This window comes from Escherichia sp. E3659 (assembly GCF_005781135.1).
GTDB lineage: Bacteria > Pseudomonadota > Gammaproteobacteria > Enterobacterales > Enterobacteriaceae > Escherichia.
The window spans coordinates 89,056-109,100 of the sequence record NZ_VATQ01000003.1; the positions used below are offsets into that span (position 1 = coordinate 89,056).

Here is a 20,045-nt window from a genome sequence, read left to right on the forward strand (position 1 = left end):
TTGATGATCAAGTTATCTGAAAAAGGCGTGTTTCTCGCCAGTAATAACGAAATAATTGCCGAAGAACATTTCACCGGCGAAATAAAAAAAGAAGAAGCAAAAAAAGGCACTATTGCCTGGTCAATACTCTCTTCTCATAATACGTCCGGAAATATGGATAAACTTAAAATTAAGTTTGATTCATTAGCCTCTCACGATATTACCTTTGTTGGTATTGTACAGACCGCTAAAGCGTCCGGTATGGAACGTTTCCCGCTGCCGTATGTGCTGACCAACTGCCATAACTCACTCTGTGCTGTGGGCGGCACCATTAACGGTGATGACCATATTTTTGGTTTATCGGCGGCCCAGCGTTATGGCGGTATTTTTGTGCCTCCGCATATTGCGGTCATCCATCAATATATGCGTGAAATGATGGCAGGCGGCGGCAAAATGATCCTCGGGTCAGACAGCCACACCCGTTACGGTGCATTAGGGACAATGGCAGTCGGTGAGGGCGGCGGCGAGTTGGTAAAACAGCTGCTTAATGACACCTGGGATATCGACTATCCGGGCGTGGTTGCGGTGCATCTGACCGGAAAACCTGCGCCGTATGTGGGGCCGCAGGATGTGGCGCTGGCTATCATCGGTGCCGTGTTCAAAAACGGCTACGTCAAAAACAAAGTGATGGAATTCGTAGGTCCCGGTGTTGCTGCGCTCTCTACCGATTTCCGTAACAGCGTAGACGTAATGACTACCGAAACGACCTGTTTAAGTTCTGTCTGGCAAACTGATGAAGAAGTGCATAATTGGCTGGCGCTTCACGGTCGCGGCCAGGATTACTGCCAGCTTAACCCTCAACCGATGGCGTACTACGATGGCTGCATCAGCGTTGATTTAAGTGCCATCAAACCGATGATTGCGCTGCCGTTCCACCCGAGCAACGTGTATGAAATCGACACGCTGAACCAGAACCTGACCGACATTCTGCGTGAGATTGAAATTGAGTCCGAACGCGTGGCGCACGGTAAAGCCAAACTCTCGCTGCTGGATAAAGTGGAAAATGGTCGCCTGAAAGTGCAGCAGGGGATTATCGCGGGCTGTTCTGGCGGTAACTATGAAAACGTTATCGCCGCAGCAAATGCGCTGCGCGGTCAATCCTGTGGTAATGACACCTTCTCGCTGGCGGTTTACCCGTCATCACAGCCGGTGTTTATGGATCTTGCCAAAAAAGGTGTGGTAGCCGATTTGATTGGCGCAGGCGCAATCATCAGAACCGCGTTCTGCGGCCCATGCTTTGGCGCGGGCGATACGCCAATCAACAACGGTTTGAGTATTCGCCACACCACGCGTAACTTCCCGAACCGCGAAGGCTCTAAGCCAGCCAATGGGCAGATGTCAGCGGTGGCGTTGATGGACGCTCGTTCTATTGCTGCGACTGCGGCAAACGGTGGCTATTTAACCTCTGCCAGCGAACTCGATTGCTGGGACAACGTGCCGGAGTACGCCTTCGATGTAACGCCGTATAAAAACCGTGTTTATCAGGGCTTTGTGAAAGGGACGACTCAGCAACCGCTGATCTACGGACCGAACATCAAAGACTGGCCGGAATTGGGCGCGCTGACTGACAATATCGTCCTCAAAGTGTGCTCGAAGATCCTCGACGAAGTGACCACCACTGACGAATTGATTCCTTCCGGTGAAACCTCTTCGTATCGTTCAAATCCGATTGGTCTGGCGGAGTTTACCCTGTCACGCCGTGATCCTGGTTATGTTGGCAGAAGTAAAGCCACTGCCGAGCTGGAAAATCAGCGTCTGGCGGGGAATGTCAGCGAACTGGCAGACGTTTTTGCGCGCATTAAGCAGATTGCTGGTCAGGAAAATATTGATCCGCTGCAAACTGAAATTGGCAGCATGGTCTATGCGGTCAAACCAGGCGATGGTTCTGCGCGTGAGCAGGCGGCGAGCTGCCAGCGAGTGATTGGCGGTCTGGCGAATATTGCCGAGGAGTACGCGACTAAACGCTACCGTTCCAACGTCATCAACTGGGGGATGTTACCGCTGCAAATGGCGGAAGCACCGAACTTTGACGTAGGTGATTACATTTACATCCCCGGCATTAAAGCGGCGCTGGATAATCCAGGTACGACATTTAAAGGTTATGTGATCCATAAAGATGCGCCGGTAACGGAGATTACGCTCTATATGGAAAGTCTGACTGCTGAAGAGCGCGAGATTATCAAAGCGGGTAGTTTGATTAACTTCAATAAAAACCGTCAGATATAAAAAGCGCCATGTGAATGTAGGTCGCATCCGGCACTTATTGTCGGATGTGATGCTGGCGCATCTTATCCGACCTACAGATAGCATCGAACCGTAGGCCGGATAAGGTGTTTACGCCGCATCCGGCACTTATTGTCGGATGTGATGCTGGCGCATCTTATCCGACCTACGAATCGCATCGAACCGTAGGCCGGATAAGGCGTTTACGCAGCATTCGGCAAATAGTTAATAGCTCTTACTTCTTCGCCTCTGCAACCACTTTGCTACCCACGCCGCGGTTATTGTATTCCCACATGCGGTTGTAGTTAGTGTCATTCAGATTGCGCTGTACTTCGTCGCTATCGTCAACGCTGCCGGTATTACCCGCAAATGGACGATTGGAAATCACCGCATCGGCCCACGGTTTAGCCGTGTTAAAACCTTCGTTGATGGCGCTATCACGGATCACCACCTGACCGTTGGTATTAGCATCAACATCCAGCGAGCGGCCCAGTTGCGCCACGCCATCACCGGAAGCATTGAAACGGCTGTTTACGGCGAGGAAACCGTAATAGATGTTAGACAGCGTAGCTGGTGCAAATACATACGCTTCTTGCTGGGTACGGGAGTTCACCACGCGGAATTCGGTGTTATCGAACACCACTGCGCCGCGACCAGAAACGATATCCACATCCCCTTCAATGTAGCTGTTGGTCACCAGCGTTCGCGGTTGACGATTGGTTTCCAGACGGTTTTGCACACCACTGTTGGTGACAAAAAAGGTGTTCTGACGACCGAGAATGTTGACGTTATTGATCTGCACTTTGTCGCCATCAGTACGTAGTGCCACCGCCGGATGGTTACCCGCATCTACGCTATCGCCCAGCGTGTTTTCGATGGTCAGGTTTTGCAGTTGCAGGCCATTGTTTTGTGACCAGAAGACCGCAGAACAGAGCACGCCAATGCTGTCGCTGCGTTTGCTCTGGCAGCTATCGTACATATACCACGCTGGTTTACCTGGCATATATTTGCCGCGTGGGTTGACGTCGTGACGCCAGTCGGCTGGGCTCATGCCCCCATCAAGGGAAAGCCCAATCTTCACATCAATCGGTTTTTCGCCTGTACCGTACAGAGTAATTCCACCCGGAGCGGCAGGGACATAGACCGTGCCTTCATACTCACCAGGCATCACGGCAATATACTGGCGCTTGTTGGTACGCTTGATAATTGCCGCATCCACCGCTGCCTGAATCGTGGTATGCGTTACACCTTGAGTACCCGCCGGGCCGACAACAAAGTCAGGTTGCGCAGGCAGGGTAATCGGGGAAGGATTCCACGCTGCAGCACCAGGCGTCAGGGACGCAAAATAGTGTTGAGCATCGAAATTCTGCGCTTCTTTTGCCGACAGAATCGGGCGAGAAGAGGTACCAGGCGCGGTTTGATCTGAAGGACGTTGATCGGGCGGTGTTGAGCTACAGGCGGTCAGCGTCACGCCAAAAGCCAATGCCAGCGCCAGACGGGAAACTGAAAATGTGTTCACAGGTTGCTCCGGGCTATGAAATAGAAAAATGAATCCGTTGAAGCCTGCTTTTTTATACTAACTTGAGCGAAACGGGAAGGTAAAAAGACAAAAAGTTGTTTTTAATACCTTTAAGTGATACCAGATGGCATTGCGCCATCTGGCAGAGTGATTAACGGAACATCGCCGTAATCGAGGCGCTGGCCAGAGAGTGGAAATGGACGTTAAACCCGACCATCGCGCCGCTGGCGCCTTCATCGACATCAATACGTTCTACATCCAGCGCGTGAACGGTAAAAATGTAGCGATGGGTTTCGCCTTTCGGCGGCGCTGCACCATCGTACCCGGTTTTACCAAAGTCGGTACGCGTCTGCAAAACACCGTCTGGCATTGCTACCAGACCAGAGCCAAACCCTTGCGGTAATACGCGGGTATCAGCGGGTAAGTTAACAACTACCCAGTGCCACCAGCCGGAGCCGGTTGGCGCGTCCGGGTCATAGCAGGTGACAACAAAACTTTTCGTTCCCGCAGGAACATCATCCCACGCCAGATGCGGCGAAATATTATCGCCATCGTAACCCATGCCGTTAAAGACATGACGATGCGGCAGCTTATCGCCATCGCGCAGATCGTTACTGATGAGTTTCATTAGAATGCCTCCGGGAAACCTCGGCCTTCAGGCCGGGGAGGAAAGGAGGCGGTTTTCCGACTAACTGTACTTTGCATAATCACATTTTCCTCTTTAGTATGTGAACACATGAAACGCGCATATAAATACCGGTTTTACCCGACAACTGAGCAGGCTGAGCTTTTAGCTCAGACGTTCGGCTGTGTGCGCTTCGTCTACAATTCCATCCTTCGTTGGCGTACCGATGCGTACTACGAGCGAAAGGAAAAGATCGGTTATCTACAGGCCAACGCTCGCCTTACGGCGCTCAAAAAAGAGCCTGAATACATATGGCTGAATGATGTTTCCTGCGTTCCCCTCCAGCAGTCGTTGCGCCACCAACAAGCCGCCTTTGCTAACTTCTTTGCCGGACGAGCTGCATATCCGGCTTTCAAAAGCAAACGGCACAAACAGGTGGCTGAGTTCACTGCCAGCGCGTTTAAACACCGTGACGGCGAGTTGTATATAGCAAAGAGCAAGTCGCCGCTGGATGTTCGCTGGAGTCGAGAATTACCATCTGCGCCGTCAACCGTTACCATTTCCAGAGATAGCGCTGGCAGGTACTTTGTTTCCTGCCTGTGTGAGTTTGAACCTGTATCAATGCCTGTTACCGCTAAAACGGTCGGCATTGATGTGGGCTTAAAAGATTTATTCGTTACCGATACCGGATTCAAAACCGACAATCCCCTCCACACCGCTAAATATGCGAAGCGATTAACGCTGCTACAACGACGTTTAAGCAGGAAGCAAAAAGGCTCAAGAAACCGTATTAAAGCCCGCTTAAAGGTCGCCCGACTCCACGCGAAAATCGCCGATTGCCGGATGGACAATCTGCACAAGTTGTCCCGCAAACTGATTAACGAAAACCAAGTTGTTTGCGTCGAATCCCTCAAGGTGAAAAACATGATCCGCAACCCGAAGCTGTCTAAAGCAATAGCTGACGCAGGCTGGAGCGAACTTGTTCGCCAGCTCCAGTACAAAGGCAAATGGGCCGAGCGGTCAGTGGTCGCCATTGACCAGTATTTACCGTCCTCAAAATGCTGTAGTTGCTGCGGTTTCACCATGCAAAAAATGCCTCTTAATGTTCGTAAATGGCACTGCCCTGAATGCGGCGCAGACCATGATCGCGACATTAACGCGGCACGTAATATTAAAGCTGCCGGGCTGGCAGTGTTAGCCCACGGAGAGCCTGTAAACCCTGAATCGCAGCACGCGGCTTAGGTTCGGCTCGTTGAAGTGGGAATCCCCGTCATTCAGGGCGGGGAGCCGTCAAGAACCCTCCTTTCTAGTTTGCAGAAAGTGTAGCCAGAAACCCTCACGCTGACTTCCCGTTATTGGCAAAAAAATGTTTCATCCTGCACCGCACGGTTAACCGCTGCGGTCAGACGCTGCAACTGTTGCGGGAGAATAATATAGGGCGGCATCAGGTAAATCAGTTTGCCAAAAGGCCGGATCCAGACGCCCTGTTCGACAAAGAATTTTTGCAGCGCCGCCATATTCACCGGGCGAGTGGTTTCGACCACGCCAATGGCCCCCAGCACGCGCACATCGGCAACCATTTCGGCATCACGGGCGGGGGCAAGTTGCTCGCGCAGCTGTACTTCAATAGCCGCCACCTGCTGCTGCCAGTCGCCAGATTCGAGAATCGCCAGGCTGGCGTTTGCTGCCGCGCAGGCCAGCGGATTGCCCATAAAAGTTGGCCCATGCATAAAGCAACCGGCTTCGCCGTTACTGATGGTTTCCGCAACCTCGCGCGTGGTGAGCGTGGCGGAAAGGGTCATTGTGCCGCCGGTTAAGGCTTTACCGAGGCACAAAATGTCTGGCGCGATTTCTGCATGTTCACAGGCAAACAGTTTGCCGGTACGACCAAATCCGGTGGCGATCTCGTCAGCAATCAGCAAGATACCTTCGCGATCGCACATTTTGCGGATTCGTTTTAACCATTCCGGATGGTAGATGCGCATCCCGCCTGCGCCCTGGACAATCGGTTCAATGATCACGGCGGCGATTTCATGACGATGTGCCGCCATCAGGCGGGCAAAGCCCACCATATCCCGCTCATCCCATTCGCCATCCATGCGGCTTTGCGGGGCTGGGGCAAACAAGTTTTCTGGCAGATAGCCTTTCCACAGGCTGTGCATTGAGTTGTCCGGATCGCACACCGACATCGCGCCAAAAGTATCGCCATGATAACCATTGCGGAAGGTCAGAAAACGCTGGCGCGCTTCGCCTTTGGCCTGCCAGTACTGCAACGCCATTTTCATCGCGACTTCTACCGCAACGGAACCGGAGTCCGCGAGAAAAACGCACTCCAGCGGTTGCGGCGTCATTGCCACCAGTTTGCGGCACAGCTCAATGGCTGGCGCATGGGTGATACCGCCAAACATCACATGCGACATAGCATCAATTTGCGACTTCATCGCCGCATTAAGCTGCGGGTGATTGTAGCCGTGGATCGCCGCCCACCAGGACGACATACCGTCAACCAGGCGTCTGCCGTCAGACAAAATCAGCTCGCAACCTTCGGCGCTCGCCACCGGATAAACCGGCAGCGGGGAGGTCATGGATGTGTATGGGTGCCAGATATGGCGTTGGTCAAAGGCAAGATCGTCCGTTGTCATAATCGACTTGTAAACCAAATTGAAAAGATTTAGGTTTACAAGTCTACACCGAATTAACAACAAAAAATACGTTTTGGAGAAGCCCCATGGCTCACCGCCCACGCTGGACATTGTCGCAAGTCACAGAATTATTTGAAAAACCGTTGCTGGATCTGCTGTTTGAAGCGCAGCAGGTCCATCGTCAGCATTTCGATCCTCATCAGGTACAGGTCAGCACTTTGCTGTCGATTAAAACCGGAGCTTGTCCGGAAGATTGCAAATACTGCCCGCAAAGCTCGCGCTACAAAACCGGGCTGGAAGCCGAGCGGTTGATGGAAGTTGAACAGGTGCTGGAGTCGGCGCGCAAAGCGAAAGCGGCGGGATCGACGCGTTTCTGTATGGGCGCGGCGTGGAAGAATCCCCACGAACGCGATATGCCGTACCTGGAACAAATGGTGCAGGGGGTAAAAGCGATGGGGCTGGAGGCGTGTATGACGCTGGGCACGTTGAGTGAATCTCAGGCGCAGCGCCTCGCGAATGCCGGGCTGGATTACTACAACCACAACCTCGACACCTCGCCGGAGTTTTACGGCAATATCATCACCACGCGTACCTATCAGGAACGTCTCGATACGCTGGAAAAAGTGCGCGATGCCGGGATCAAAGTCTGTTCAGGTGGCATTGTTGGCTTAGGCGAAACGGTGAACGATCGCGCCGGATTATTGCTGCAACTGGCAAACCTGCCGACGCCGCCGGAAAGCGTACCAATCAACATGCTGGTGAAGGTGAAAGGCACGCCGCTGGCGGATAACGATGATGTCGATGCCTTTGATTTTATTCGCACCATTGCCGTAGCGCGGATCATGATGCCGACCTCTTACGTACGCCTTTCTGCCGGACGCGAGCAGATGAACGAACAGACTCAGGCGATGTGCTTTATGGCCGGGGCTAACTCGATTTTCTACGGCTGCAAACTGCTGACTACGCCGAATCCGGAAGAAGATAAAGACCTGCAACTGTTCCGCAAACTGGGGTTAAATCCGCAGCAAACTGCCGTACTGGCAGGGGATAACGAACAACAGCAGCGTCTGGAGCAGGCACTGATGACCCCGGACACCGACGAATATTACAACGCGGCAGCACTATGAGCTGGCAGGAGAAAATCAACGCGGCGCTCGATGCGCGGCGTGCTGCCGATGCCCTGCGTCGCCGTTATCCGGTGGCGCAAGGAGCCGGACGCTGGCTGGTGGCGGATGATCGCCAGTATCTGAACTTTTCCAGCAATGATTACCTCGGTTTAAGCCATCATCCGCAAATTATCCGCGCCTGGCAGCAGGGCGCAGAAAAGTTTGGTGTAGGTAGCGGTGGCTCCGGGCATGTCAGCGGTTATAGCGTGGCGCATCAGGCACTGGAAGAAGAGCTGGCCGAGTGGCTTGGCTATTCGCGGGCGCTGCTGTTTATCTCTGGTTTTGCCGCGAATCAGGCAGTCATTGCCGCGATGATGGCGAAAGAGGACCGTATTGTTGCCGACCGGCTTAGCCACGCCTCCTTGCTGGAGGCTGCCAGTTTAAGCCCGTCGCCGCTTCGCCGTTTTACTCATAACGATGTCGCTCATCTGGCGCGACTGCTTGCTTCCCCGTGTCCGGGGCAGCAACTGGTGGTGACAGAAGGCGTGTTCAGCATGGACGGCGATAGTGCGCCACTGGCGGAAATCCAGCAAGTTACGCAACAGCACAACGCCTGGTTGATGGTTGATGATGCCCACGGCACGGGCGTTATCGGTGAACAGGGGCGAGGCAGTTGTTGGCTGCAAAAGGTAAAACCAGAATTGCTGGTGGTGACTTTTGGCAAAGGATTTGGCGTCAGCGGCGCGGCGGTGCTTTGTTCTGATAGCGTGGCGGATTATCTGCTGCAATTCGCCCGCCATCTTATCTACAGCACCAGTATGCCGCCCGCTCAGGCGCAGGCATTACGTGCGTCGCTGGCGGTCATTCGCAGTGAAGAGGGCGATGCACGGCGCGAAAAACTGGCGGCACTCATTACGCGTTTTCGTGCCGGAGTGCAGGGTTTGCCGTTTACACTTGCGGATTCATGCAGCGCCATCCAGCCATTAATCGTCGGTGATAACAGCCGTGCGTTACAACTGGCAGAAAAACTGCGCCAGCAAGGCTGCTGGGTCACGGCGATTCGCCCGCCAACCGTACCCGCTGGTACTGCGCGACTGCGCTTAACGCTAACCGCAGCGCATGAAATGCAGGATATCGACCGTCTGCTGGAGGTGCTGCATGGCAACGGTCAATAAACAAGCCATTGCGGCGGCATTTGGTCGGGCAGCCGCGCACTATGAGCAACACGCAGAGTTACAGCGCCAGAGTGCCGATGCCTTACTGGCAATGCTCCCACAGCGTAAATACCCCCACGTACTGGACGCGGGTTGTGGACCTGGCTGGATGAGCCGCCACTGGCGCGAACGTCATGCACAGGTGACGGCGTTAGACCTCTCGCCACTTATGCTTGCGCAGGCACGCCAACAAGATGCCGCAGATCATTATCTGGCAGGCGATATCGAATCCCTGCCGTTAGAGACTGCGACGTTCGATCTTGCATGGAGCAATCTCGCGGTGCAGTGGTGCGGTAATTTATCCACGGCGCTCCGCGAGCTGTATCGGGTGGTGCGCCCCGGAGGCATGGTCGCATTTACCACGCTGGCGCAGGGATCGTTACCCGAACTGCATCAGGCGTGGCAGGCGGTGGACGAGCGGCCTCATGCCAATCGTTTTTTACCGCCAGATGAAATCGAACAGTCGCTGAAAGGTTTGCATTATCAACACCATATTCAGCCCGTCACACTGTGGTTTGATGACGCGCTCAGTGCCATGCGTTCGCTGAAAGGCATCGGTGCCACGCATCTTCATGAAGGGCGCGACCAGCGAATATTAACGCGTTCGCAGTTGCAGCGATTGCAACTGGCCTGGCCGCAACAACAGGGGCGATATCCTCTGACGTATCATCTTTTTTTGGGAGTGATTGCTCGTGAGTAAACGTTATTTTGTCACCGGAACGGATACCGAAGTAGGGAAAACCGTCGCCAGCTGCGCACTTTTACAAGCCGCAAAGGCTGCAGGCTACCGGACGGCAGGTTACAAACCTGTTGCCTCCGGCAGCGAAATGACAGTAGAAGGCTTACGTAATAGCGATGCACTGGCGTTGCAACGCAACAGTAGCCTGCAACTGGATTACGCCACGGTAAACCCTTACACCTTCGCAGAACCGACCTCGCCGCACATCATCAGCGCGCAAGAGGGCAGACCCATCGACCCCGTGGTTATGAGCGCCGGGTTACACGTGCTGGCACAGCAGGCAAACTGGGTACTGGTAGAAGGTGCAGGAGGCTGGTTTACGCCGCTTTCTGAGTCTTTCACTTTCGCGGATTGGGTAACGCAAGAACAACTGCCAGTGATACTGGTTGTGGGCGTGAAACTCGGTTGTATTAATCACGCGATGCTGACCGCACAGGCTGTACAGCAAGCCGGACTTACCCTTGCAGGGTGGGTAGCGAACGATGTCACTCCACCGGGCAAACGTCACGCTGAATATATGGCCACGCTCAAGCGGATGATTTCCGCACCGTTGCTTGGCGAGATCCCATGGCTTGATGAATCCCCTGAAAACGCGCTAACCGGAAAGTACCTCAATCTCACCGCATTGTTGTAGCAATATATTTGGTTAAATTGCGAGCGAGATCGCGTCGTCTGCTGCCTGCAATTCAACCAATTAAATTTCAAAAGAATTGAGAAAAAATATTTACCCCCACAATATGCGGTTAGTGTGGGAATTGCCCAGGCGGCAGGGCATACGGGCTGCAGGCAGTTATCCACTATTCCTGTGGATAACCATGTGCATTAGAGTTAGAAAACGTGATGCAAGCGAGAGAATACGCGGCTTGCACGCGAATTGACGCGAAAGAAGGCTTAAGGAAATATTTGTTATTTTTCAATTAATTATATAAAAGCAATGGCAGTCATGAAAGTGACATCTCTTGCCATAAATCCGTCATCAGCCATCTTGACAATTGTTAAAAAAGCCGTTGCTTTGGGGATAACCCCGCAAGCCTGGAGTTTTATCTCGTCACTGAGCAAATTATGCTCATGATTGATACCTTCGTTGACGGTGTAACAGAAATAATGTGGCGTGAAACTGTTTTTTTATCCAGTATAATTTGTTGGCATTATTAAACACGACGAGTAAAATTACATACCTGCCCGCCCACTCCTTCAGGTAGCGACTCATGAGTAAACCGTTCAAACTGAATTCCTCTTTTAAACCTTCTGGCGATCAGCCTGAGGCAATTCGACGCCTCGAAGAAGGGCTTGAAGATGGCCTGGCTCACCAGACTCTACTCGGCGTAACGGGCTCCGGGAAAACATTTACCATTGCTAACGTCATTGCCGACCTTCAGCGCCCGACGATGGTGCTGGCGCCCAACAAAACGCTGGCAGCCCAGTTGTACGGCGAGATGAAAGAGTTTTTCCCGGAAAATGCGGTGGAATACTTCGTCTCTTACTACGACTACTATCAACCGGAAGCCTATGTGCCGAGCTCGGACACCTTCATTGAAAAAGATGCCTCGGTAAACGAACATATTGAACAGATGCGGCTTTCAGCGACTAAAGCTTTGCTGGAGCGGCGCGATGTAGTGGTGGTCGCCTCTGTTTCAGCCATCTACGGTCTGGGCGATCCTGACTTATATCTTAAGATGATGCTGCATCTGACGGTCGGCATGATTATCGATCAGCGCGCGATTCTGCGTCGTCTGGCGGAACTGCAATACACCCGCAACGACCAGGCGTTCCAGCGCGGGACTTTCCGTGTTCGCGGAGAAGTGATTGATATTTTTCCGGCGGAGTCCGACGACGTTGCGCTACGTGTCGAATTGTTCGACGAAGAGGTAGAGCGGTTGTCGCTTTTCGACCCGTTAACAGGGCAGATTATCTCCACCATCCCCCGCTTTACTATCTATCCGAAAACACACTACGTCACCCCGCGTGAGCGTATTGTGCAGGCAATGGAAGAGATCAAAGAAGAGCTGGCCGATCGGCGCAAAGTGCTGCTGGCAAATAACAAGCTGCTGGAAGAACAACGCCTGACTCAGCGTACCCAGTTTGATCTGGAGATGATGAACGAGCTGGGTTATTGCTCAGGCATTGAAAACTATTCGCGCTTTCTTTCCGGTCGTGGACCCGGTGAGCCACCGCCGACGCTGTTTGATTATCTCCCCGCCGATGGTCTGTTGGTGGTCGATGAATCCCACGTGACTATTCCGCAAATTGGCGGCATGTATCGAGGCGACCGGGCGCGTAAAGAGACGCTGGTGGAGTACGGTTTCCGCCTGCCCTCGGCGCTGGATAACCGTCCGCTGAAATTCGAAGAGTTCGAAGCATTAGCGCCGCAAACCATCTATGTTTCTGCAACACCCGGTAATTACGAGCTGGAGAAATCCGGCGGCGATGTGGTGGATCAGGTCGTGCGTCCAACAGGGCTGCTGGACCCGATTATCGAAGTGCGCCCGGTAGCGACTCAGGTTGATGATCTTCTTTCAGAAATTCGCCTGCGGGCGGCAATTAACGAACGCGTACTGGTCACGACGTTGACTAAGCGGATGGCGGAAGATCTCACCGAATATCTGGAAGAACACGGTGAACGCGTGCGTTATCTTCACTCGGATATCGACACCGTCGAACGTATGGAAATCATCCGCGACTTGCGTTTGGGCGAGTTTGATGTGCTGGTCGGGATCAACTTACTGCGCGAAGGTCTGGATATGCCAGAAGTTTCACTGGTGGCGATCCTCGACGCTGACAAAGAAGGCTTCCTGCGTTCCGAACGTTCATTGATTCAGACCATTGGTCGCGCGGCGCGTAACGTCAACGGTAAAGCGATTCTCTACGGCGATAAGATTACCCCATCAATGGCGAAAGCGATTGGCGAAACTGAACGTCGTCGCGAGAAACAACAGAAGTACAACGAGGAACACGGCATTACGCCGCAAGGCTTGAACAAGAAAGTGGTCGATATCCTGGCGCTGGGGCAGAACATTGCCAAAACCAAAGCGAAGGGCAGAGGAAAATCGCGCCCGATTGTTGAGCCGGATAATGTACCGATGGATATGTCGCCTAAAGCGTTGCAGCAGAAAATCCATGAACTGGAAGGGCTGATGATGCAACACGCGCAAAATCTGGAGTTCGAAGAGGCGGCGCAAATTCGTGACCAGTTGCATCAGCTGCGTGAGTTGTTTATTGCGGCTTCGTGACAGGATAACGAAGAAGAGAGATGGCAAAAGCAAAATTGCCTGATGCGCTACGCTTATCAGGCCTACATGATCTCTGCAATACATTGAATTTGCGCGGTTTGTAGGCCGGATAAGGCGTTCACGCCGCCTCCGGCATGAACAACGTGTACTTTGTCTTCAATTGGAAGCCGGAATTTTCTTTCGGCTTCCCGTTAACCCAAAGCCTGTAATGCCTTTTCCAGTGCGTTATGTAACAACTGGCGGTCATGACGATAGGGGATATCGCTGGCCTCCAGTACGTCCTGAATGACTAATCTGTCGTTAACTGTAGAAACATCGACCTTCGGCCCAACAATCACCGCATCAATCACCTTTTTACCGACATACTGCTCCATAATCGCCAGCTTGTTTTTAAGCTTCAGATTCGCCGCAGGCAGGCTTAATTCTCTTCCCAAATTGCCAATATAAACCATAGGGGCTGGAGTGCGGCGTAGTGCCTGCGCCATTTCCTCAAGCAGTAGGATTGGCATCAGGCTGGTATAAAAACTGCCTGGCCCGATAATTATCAGGTCAGCCTCATTAATTGCCAGCACCGCTTCACGGGTGGCAGGTACGTTGGGGGTTAACAGTAGTTCCTGAATCGGCGTAGTTAGCTGGTCGATGTTGACCTCGCCGTAAACTTCATGTCCCTGATCGTCAATGGCCATCAGATCAACGGGATGCTCTGACATCGGAATTAATTGCGCGTCCACTTTCAACAGATTACGAATTAAATTGATGGCTTCCAGAGGCCGCACGCTAAGGTGATCCAGCGCTTTTAACATCAAGTTTCCGAGATTATGACCGGAAAGCTCGCCATTGCCGCCAAAACGGTATTCAAACATCGCGGAGGCGACGCTCGGTTCCGTTATCAGTTGGTTGAGGCAGTTGCGCATATCGCCCCAGGCAATACCGCCTTCCGAGCGACGAATACGTCCCGTCGAGCCACCGTTATCCGTGGTGGTGACGATACCCGTTAAGCGAGAGCCTAATGACGAAAGTGATGAGAGAACGCGTCCCAGTCCATGCCCCCCGCCGAGAGCAACGACACGATCAAGGTCAGCCAGCGTACGATTGCGCATATACATTCCTGAAGTCAGATTATCCGCGCTACAGTAGCGCAAATTACGGGGAAACAGCAATTAGCCTGCCAATATTGAGGATACAACTCATGGTTTTCTACCCCCAAAGGACAATGTTCGCTCTGCATCCCTGATGATGTATATCAAAGTAAAACCGCCATTTTCCCTTATTCTGTAGCGAAATAGGCCGATCATGACGCTATATACATGATTACATAGCGAAAAGGGTGAATGGTAAAAATCTCATTTACGCGCTAGTATCGGCATAACCACTAAACACTCTAGCCTCTGCACCTGGGTCAACTGATATGGTGCTTTGGCCGTGACAATGCTTTGAAAGGTTGCCACCAGGGCGAAGGAAGAAATGACTTCGCCTCCCGTATCTGGAAAGGTGTACATGGCTTCACAACTGACTGATGCATTTGCGCGTAAGTTCTATTACTTGCGCCTGTCGATTACCGATGTGTGTAACTTTCGTTGCACATATTGCCTGCCGGATGGCTACAAGCCGAGCGGCGTCACCAATAAAGGCTTTCTGACCGTCGATGAAATTCGCCGGGTTACGCGCGCCTTTGCCAGTCTGGGCACCGAAAAAGTCCGTCTGACAGGCGGAGAGCCGTCTTTACGTCGCGACTTTACCGATATCATCGCCGCAGTGCGGGAAAATGACGCCATCCGTCAGATTGCGGTCACCACTAATGGTTACCGTCTGGAACGCGACGTAGCGAACTGGCGCGATGCCGGACTGACGGGCATTAACGTCAGTGTTGATAGTCTCGACGCTCGTCAGTTTCATGCCATTACCGGCCAGGATAAATTCAATCAGGTAATGGCTGGCATCGATGCTGCATTTGAGGCGGGCTTTGAGAAGGTCAAAGTCAATACCGTGCTGATGCGCGATGTCAACCATCACCAGCTCGACACCTTTCTGAACTGGATCCAGCATCGTCCTATCCAGCTGCGTTTCATCGAACTGATGGAAACGGGCGAGGGCAGCGAGCTCTTCCGTAAGCATCACATCTCTGGTCAGGTTCTGCGTGACGAGCTACTGCGTCGCGGCTGGATCCACCAATTACGTCAACGTAGCGACGGTCCCGCGCAAGTTTTTTGTCATCCGGATTACGCCGGAGAGATTGGCCTAATTATGCCGTATGAAAAAGACTTCTGTGCCACCTGCAACCGTCTGCGCGTCTCCTCCATTGGTAAACTCCATCTCTGCCTGTTTGGTGAGGGCGGCGTTAACCTGCGCGATCTGCTGGAAGACGATACCCAGCAACAGGCGCTGGAAGCGCGTATTTCAGCGGCGCTGCGGGAGAAAAAACAGACCCATTTCCTGCATCAAAACAACACCGGTATTACGCAAAACTTATCGTACATTGGCGGCTAAAACGTCAAAAGGAGAGATCAGATGAGTCAGGTAAGCACTGAATTTATCCCGACCCGTATTGCTATTCTTACGGTTTCTAATCGTCGCGGTGAAGAAGACGATACCTCCGGTCACTATCTGCGCGATTCGGCGCAAGAAGCGGGCCATCACGTTGTCGATAAAGCCATTGTGAAAGAAAACCGCTACGCTATTCGCGCTCAGGTATCTGCGTGGATCGCCAGCGACGATGTACAAGTGGTGTTGATTACTGGCGGTACTGGCTTGACGGAAGGTGATCAGGCTCCCGAAGCACTGCTGCCGCTGTTCGACCGTGAAGTCGAAGGTTTTGGTGAAGTGTTCCGTATGCTGTCGTTCGAAGAGATTGGCACCGCAACGTTGCAATCCCGTGCGGTAGCGGGCGTCGCTAACAAGACACTGATTTTCGCCATGCCGGGCTCGACCAAAGCGTGCCGCACCGCGTGGGAAAATATCATCGCGCCGCAGCTGGATGCCCGTACGCGTCCGTGTAATTTCCATCCACATTTGAAGAAATAAGTATGTCGCAACTGACCCATATCAACGCCGCTGGCGAAGCGCACATGGTGGATGTCTCCGCCAAAGCGGAAACCGTACGTGAAGCGCGAGCTGAAGCCTTTGTCACCATGCGTAGCGAGACGCTGGCGATGATCATCGATGGTCGCCACCACAAAGGCGACGTGTTTGCCACCGCGCGTATTGCCGGTATTCAGGCGGCAAAACGCACCTGGGATCTGATCCCGCTGTGTCATCCGCTGATGCTCAGTAAAGTCGAAGTCAATTTACAGGCCGAGCCAGAGCACAATCGGGTGCGTATAGAAACCTTATGCCGCCTGACCGGGAAAACCGGCGTTGAAATGGAAGCGTTAACCGCGGCCTCCGTGGCGGCGCTGACCATTTATGACATGTGCAAAGCGGTGCAAAAAGATATGGTGATTGGTCCGGTACGTTTGCTGGCAAAGAGCGGCGGCAAATCAGGTGACTTTAAGGTGGAAGCGGATGATTAAAGTTCTTTTTTTCGCCCAGGTGCGCGAGTTGGTAGGAACAGATGCAACCGAAGTGGCTGCGGATTTCCCAACCGTTGAAGCGTTACGCCAGCACCTGGCTGCGCAGAGCGATCGCTGGGCGCTGGCGCTGGAAGATGGCAAATTGCTGGCTGCCGTCAACCAGACGCTGGTGAGTTTTGACCATCCGCTGACTGACGGCGACGAAGTGGCTTTCTTCCCGCCGGTAACCGGAGGTTAAAATGGCAGAAACCAAAATTGTTGTCGGCCCGCAGCCGTTCAGTGTAGGGGAAGAGTATCCGTGGCTGGCGGAGCGTGACGAAGACGGTGCAGTGGTCACGTTTACCGGTAAGGTGCGCAATCATAACCTGGGAGACAGCGTCAAAGCATTGACCCTCGAACACTATCCGGGAATGACAGAAAAAGCACTGGCGGAAATCGTTGATGAAGCGCGTAACCGCTGGCCGCTGGGGCGCGTCACGGTGATTCACCGCATCGGGGAATTATGGCCGGGTGATGAAATTGTTTTTGTCGGTGTTACCAGTGCGCATCGCAGCAGTGCGTTTGAAGCCGGGCAGTTTATTATGGACTATCTCAAAACCCGCGCACCGTTCTGGAAGCGCGAAGCCACGCCGGAAGGCGACCGCTGGGTCGAAGCCCGGGAGAGCGATCAGCAGGCGGCAAAACGCTGGTAGTTTTTAGCAGGCCGGATACCGCACAGCTGCATCCGGCAATTTCACCGCTCAGTACATGCTTTCACGCTGCGTCGATGCACAGCCCCATCATTTGCAGTATCCTTAAGATATTCCTTATATCTTCAGGAGAAAGTCATGGACAGATTCCCGCGTTCTGATTCAATCGTACAAACCCGAACTGGCCTGCAAACCTATATGGCACAGGTCTATGGCTGGATGACAGTAGGCTTGCTGCTTACTGCGTTTGTTGCCTGGTATGCGGCTAATTCCGCCGCCGTTATGGAGCTGTTATTCACCAACCGAATCTTTTTAATTGGTCTGGTAATAGCACAATTAGCTCTGGTTATTGTGTTATCAGCGATGATTCAAAAGCTGAGTGTAGGAGTGACAACCATGCTCTTTATGCTTTATTCAGCGCTGACGGGCCTGACGCTTTCCAGTATTTTCATTGTCTATACCGCGGCCTCTATCGCCAGCACTTTCGTCGTTACTGCCGGGATGTTCGGCGCAATGAGCCTGTACGGTTACACCACCAAACGCGATTTAAGCGGCTTCGGCAATATGCTGTTTATGGCGTTGATCGGCATTGTGCTGGCTTCGCTGGTCAACTTCTGGCTGAAAAGCGAAGCGTTGATGTGGGCGGTCACCTACATCGGCGTGATTGTCTTTGTCGGATTGACGGCGTATGACACTCAGAAATTGAAAAATATGGGTGAGCAGATTGATACCCGTGACGCGTCGAACCTGCGTAAATACTCCATTCTTGGCGCGTTAACCTTGTATCTGGACTTCATCAACCTGTTCCTGATGTTGCTGCGAATTTTTGGCAATCGTCGTTAATTCTTTTTTTACCATCAATATCCCGGCCATGTGTCGGGATTTTTTTTCTTACTAAAAACGACACTTAACAAGTAGCAGGTATAAAATACGCCTTATGGCCGAGCGGAAGTGTTTTTCGTATCCATAAATACAAAGTATTTTGTATGCGTGGTTTTAAATTTATTCATGATGAATATTAATATTTTTCTATAAGGATAACTAAAAGAATGGAATCATACTCGCAAAACAGCAATAAATTAGATTTTCAGCACGAGGCCAGGATATTAAACGGTATATGGCTCATTACCGCTTTAGGTTTGGTGGCAACCGCAGGACTGGCCTGGGGAGCTAAGTATCTCGAAATTACGGCAACCAAATATGATTCACCACCAATGTATGTCGCCATAGGGTTATTATTACTTTGTATGTATGGCTTAAGTAAAGATATCAACAAGATAAATGCGACCATCGCAGGCGTAATAAATCTGTTTTTACTCTCTTTGGTGGCGATTGTCGTTGCGAGTTTAGCGCCTGTATCTGCCATTATTGTCGTGTTCAGCACTGCGGGAGCGATGTTTTTAATCAGTATGCTGGCAGGTCTATTGTTTAAATTTGATCCTGCTTCTCACCGTTTCATCATTATGATGACGTTAACAGGGTTGGCCCTGGTGATCATCGTAAATGCGGCATTAATGAGTGAACGGCCCATTTGGGTAATAAGTTGCTTAATGATTGTGTTATGGTCAGGCATTATCTCGCATGGACGAAATAAGCTCCTTGAACTGGCGGGAAAATGCCATAGTGAAGAGTTGTGGAGTCCGGTTCGTTGCGCTTTTATAGGTGCATTAACACTCTATTACTATTTTATCGGCTTCTTTGGGATACTTGCAGCAATAGCGATAACGCTTGTCTGGCAAAGGCATACGCGGTTTCAGTGGTAGTCATGATTTATGGAAAAATCACAATGACAGGTTTAATGAAAAAACAGCCTTTAATGACCAGAATGATGGCCTGTATCTGGTTGATAACAGCGGTTGGTTTATGGGTAACTGCAGGATTTGCATGGATAGCGGACTATTATAACATTACCGCAACGCATCAACATACCGCACCATTCTTTTTAGCCGTTGTCTTGCTTCTTATTTTTGGATACGGATTAAGGACGAAAATTGAGAAAATAAACACATTAGCAATATGTATTATTTATTTTTCAATAATCAGTCTATTCGCAATACTCATATCAAGCCTTTTTTCGATCGCGTTTGTCAGGTTATTATTTGGCATCGGTGGGGCAATGTTCCTTCTTAGTACACTGTTGGCTTTGAGTTTTAATATCAATACGGCATCGCGGTGGTATGTTTTATTACTGATTGGTGTCGGCTGGAGTATTTCTTTTGTTTCTAATTTCGTTTTGTTAAATAGTTTGTATCTTTGGGTAATGAGTTTCCTCTTTGTGTTATTATGGTCATGTATTGCCTTAAGAAAAATAAATGCACTGAAGCTTTATGTGCGCAAATTATATAGCGATGAACCCTGGACGTTGAAGCATTGTGTCATTGCAGGGGCATTAATGCTTTACTTTGATTTTGTCTTTTTCTTTTGGTCAATCGTTGTGATGGTTTTTGAACTGTTCAACGTCAGGCAATGGTTGCGAAGACTATAAAATAAATTATTAAAAAATAAAAAGG

The 20,045-nt window shown here is 51.6% G+C and carries 19 protein-coding genes and 1 riboswitch; of the genes, 15 read left to right on the plus strand and 4 right to left on the minus strand.

What is annotated here, in order from left to right; genetic code table 11:
* The first annotated feature begins 3 nt into the window (after positions 1 to 3).
* Complete coding sequence (locus FEK47_RS03655) at positions 4 to 2,265, plus strand: hydratase (protein ID WP_135486482.1); 2,262 nt, start codon at positions 4 to 6, stop codon at positions 2,263 to 2,265.
* 232 nt (positions 2,266 to 2,497) lie between these two features.
* Here FEK47_RS03655 and FEK47_RS03660 read toward each other — a convergent pair whose 3' ends face one another.
* Both FEK47_RS03660 and FEK47_RS03665 read right to left on the minus strand, forming a co-directional pair.
* Entirely contained in the window at positions 2,498 to 3,781 is a 1,284-nt protein-coding gene (locus FEK47_RS03660) for a putative acyl-CoA thioester hydrolase (protein WP_130214915.1), read from the minus strand.
* 151 nt (positions 3,782 to 3,932) lie between these two features.
* Positions 3,933 to 4,409 carry a kinase inhibitor gene (locus FEK47_RS03665; protein ID WP_135486481.1) on the minus strand — a complete coding sequence of 159 codons (477 nt, stop codon included), beginning with the start codon at positions 4,407 to 4,409 and terminating at the stop codon, positions 3,933 to 3,935.
* A 108-nt stretch (positions 4,410 to 4,517) separates the two neighbouring features.
* Here FEK47_RS03665 and FEK47_RS03670 point away from each other — a divergent pair, with 108 nt between their 5' ends.
* A complete protein-coding gene (locus FEK47_RS03670; RefSeq protein WP_135486480.1) occupies positions 4,518 to 5,648 on the plus strand; it encodes an RNA-guided endonuclease TnpB family protein in 1,131 nt (376 codons plus the stop codon).
* Between the two features lie 110 nt (positions 5,649 to 5,758).
* On the opposite strand, the gene bioA is transcribed toward FEK47_RS03670, so the two are convergent.
* Positions 5,759 to 7,048 (minus strand): adenosylmethionine--8-amino-7-oxononanoate transaminase, encoded by a 1,290-nt coding sequence (gene bioA, locus FEK47_RS03675; RefSeq protein ID WP_072245244.1) that lies wholly within the window; start codon positions 7,046 to 7,048, stop codon positions 5,759 to 5,761.
* A gap of 86 nt (positions 7,049 to 7,134) precedes the next feature.
* Here bioA and bioB point away from each other — a divergent pair, with 86 nt between their 5' ends.
* The 5 genes from bioB to uvrB all read left to right on the plus strand — a co-directional run bounded on the left by bioB (position 7,135) and on the right by uvrB (position 13,337).
* A complete protein-coding gene (gene bioB, locus FEK47_RS03680; protein ID WP_130214913.1) occupies positions 7,135 to 8,175 on the plus strand; it encodes a biotin synthase BioB in 1,041 nt (346 codons plus the stop codon).
* Positions 8,172 to 9,329: an 8-amino-7-oxononanoate synthase gene (gene bioF / locus FEK47_RS03685; RefSeq protein ID WP_135486479.1), complete on the plus strand. Its 1,158-nt coding sequence runs from the start codon at positions 8,172 to 8,174 to the stop codon at positions 9,327 to 9,329. Before bioB ends, bioF begins: the two co-directional genes overlap by 4 nt.
* Positions 9,313 to 10,068 carry a malonyl-ACP O-methyltransferase BioC gene (gene bioC, locus FEK47_RS03690; protein ID WP_135486478.1) on the plus strand — a complete coding sequence of 252 codons (756 nt, stop codon included), beginning with the start codon at positions 9,313 to 9,315 and terminating at the stop codon, positions 10,066 to 10,068. The genes bioF and bioC overlap by 17 nt, the downstream gene beginning before the upstream one ends.
* On the plus strand, positions 10,061 to 10,741 hold the full coding sequence (gene bioD / locus FEK47_RS03695) for a dethiobiotin synthase (RefSeq protein ID WP_135486477.1): 681 nt from the start codon (positions 10,061 to 10,063) through the stop codon (positions 10,739 to 10,741). Before bioC ends, bioD begins: the two co-directional genes overlap by 8 nt.
* A 574-nt stretch (positions 10,742 to 11,315) precedes the next feature.
* Positions 11,316 to 13,337, plus strand: a complete 2,022-nt coding sequence (gene uvrB, locus FEK47_RS03700; protein ID WP_130205097.1) for an excinuclease ABC subunit UvrB — start codon at positions 11,316 to 11,318, stop codon at positions 13,335 to 13,337.
* Positions 13,338 to 13,528: 191 nt separating this feature from the next.
* Here uvrB and yvcK read toward each other — a convergent pair whose 3' ends face one another.
* Positions 13,529 to 14,437 carry a uridine diphosphate-N-acetylglucosamine-binding protein YvcK gene (yvcK, locus tag FEK47_RS03705; protein ID WP_135486476.1) on the minus strand — a complete coding sequence of 303 codons (909 nt, stop codon included), beginning with the start codon at positions 14,435 to 14,437 and terminating at the stop codon, positions 13,529 to 13,531.
* A 265-nt stretch (positions 14,438 to 14,702) separates the two neighbouring features.
* Positions 14,703 to 14,847: riboswitch (molybdenum cofactor riboswitch) on the plus strand.
* Here yvcK and moaA point away from each other — a divergent pair.
* The 8 genes from moaA to FEK47_RS03745 all read left to right on the plus strand — a co-directional run bounded on the left by moaA (position 14,835) and on the right by FEK47_RS03745 (position 20,020).
* Positions 14,835 to 15,824: a GTP 3',8-cyclase MoaA gene (moaA, locus tag FEK47_RS03710; protein ID WP_001295301.1), complete on the plus strand. Its 990-nt coding sequence runs from the start codon at positions 14,835 to 14,837 to the stop codon at positions 15,822 to 15,824. (Overlaps the previous riboswitch by 13 nt.)
* A gap of 21 nt (positions 15,825 to 15,845) precedes the next feature.
* On the plus strand, positions 15,846 to 16,358 hold the full coding sequence (gene moaB, locus FEK47_RS03715) for a molybdenum cofactor biosynthesis protein B (RefSeq protein ID WP_000084634.1): 513 nt from the start codon (positions 15,846 to 15,848) through the stop codon (positions 16,356 to 16,358).
* Between the two features lie 2 nt (positions 16,359 to 16,360).
* Positions 16,361 to 16,846 (plus strand): cyclic pyranopterin monophosphate synthase MoaC, encoded by a 486-nt coding sequence (gene moaC, locus FEK47_RS03720; protein WP_000080885.1) that lies wholly within the window; start codon positions 16,361 to 16,363, stop codon positions 16,844 to 16,846.
* The gene (gene moaD / locus FEK47_RS03725) at positions 16,839 to 17,084 is read left to right on the plus strand and encodes a molybdopterin synthase sulfur carrier subunit (protein ID WP_000598612.1); all 246 of its coding nucleotides are present in this window, start codon (positions 16,839 to 16,841) and stop codon (positions 17,082 to 17,084) included. Before moaC ends, moaD begins: the two co-directional genes overlap by 8 nt.
* Position 17,085: 1 nt before the next feature.
* Positions 17,086 to 17,538, plus strand: coding sequence for a molybdopterin synthase catalytic subunit MoaE (gene moaE, locus FEK47_RS03730; RefSeq protein WP_000852287.1), 453 nt, complete (start codon positions 17,086 to 17,088; stop codon positions 17,536 to 17,538).
* A 135-nt stretch (positions 17,539 to 17,673) separates the two neighbouring features.
* Entirely contained in the window at positions 17,674 to 18,378 is a 705-nt protein-coding gene (locus tag FEK47_RS03735) for a Bax inhibitor-1/YccA family protein (protein WP_135486475.1), read from the plus strand.
* Positions 18,379 to 18,584: 206 nt separating this feature from the next.
* Positions 18,585 to 19,298 carry a Bax inhibitor-1/YccA family protein gene (locus tag FEK47_RS03740; RefSeq protein ID WP_135486474.1) on the plus strand — a complete coding sequence of 238 codons (714 nt, stop codon included), beginning with the start codon at positions 18,585 to 18,587 and terminating at the stop codon, positions 19,296 to 19,298.
* 23 nt (positions 19,299 to 19,321) lie between these two features.
* Entirely contained in the window at positions 19,322 to 20,020 is a 699-nt protein-coding gene (locus FEK47_RS03745) for a Bax inhibitor-1 family protein (protein ID WP_135486473.1), read from the plus strand.
* The last annotated feature ends 25 nt before the right edge of the window (positions 20,021 to 20,045 follow it).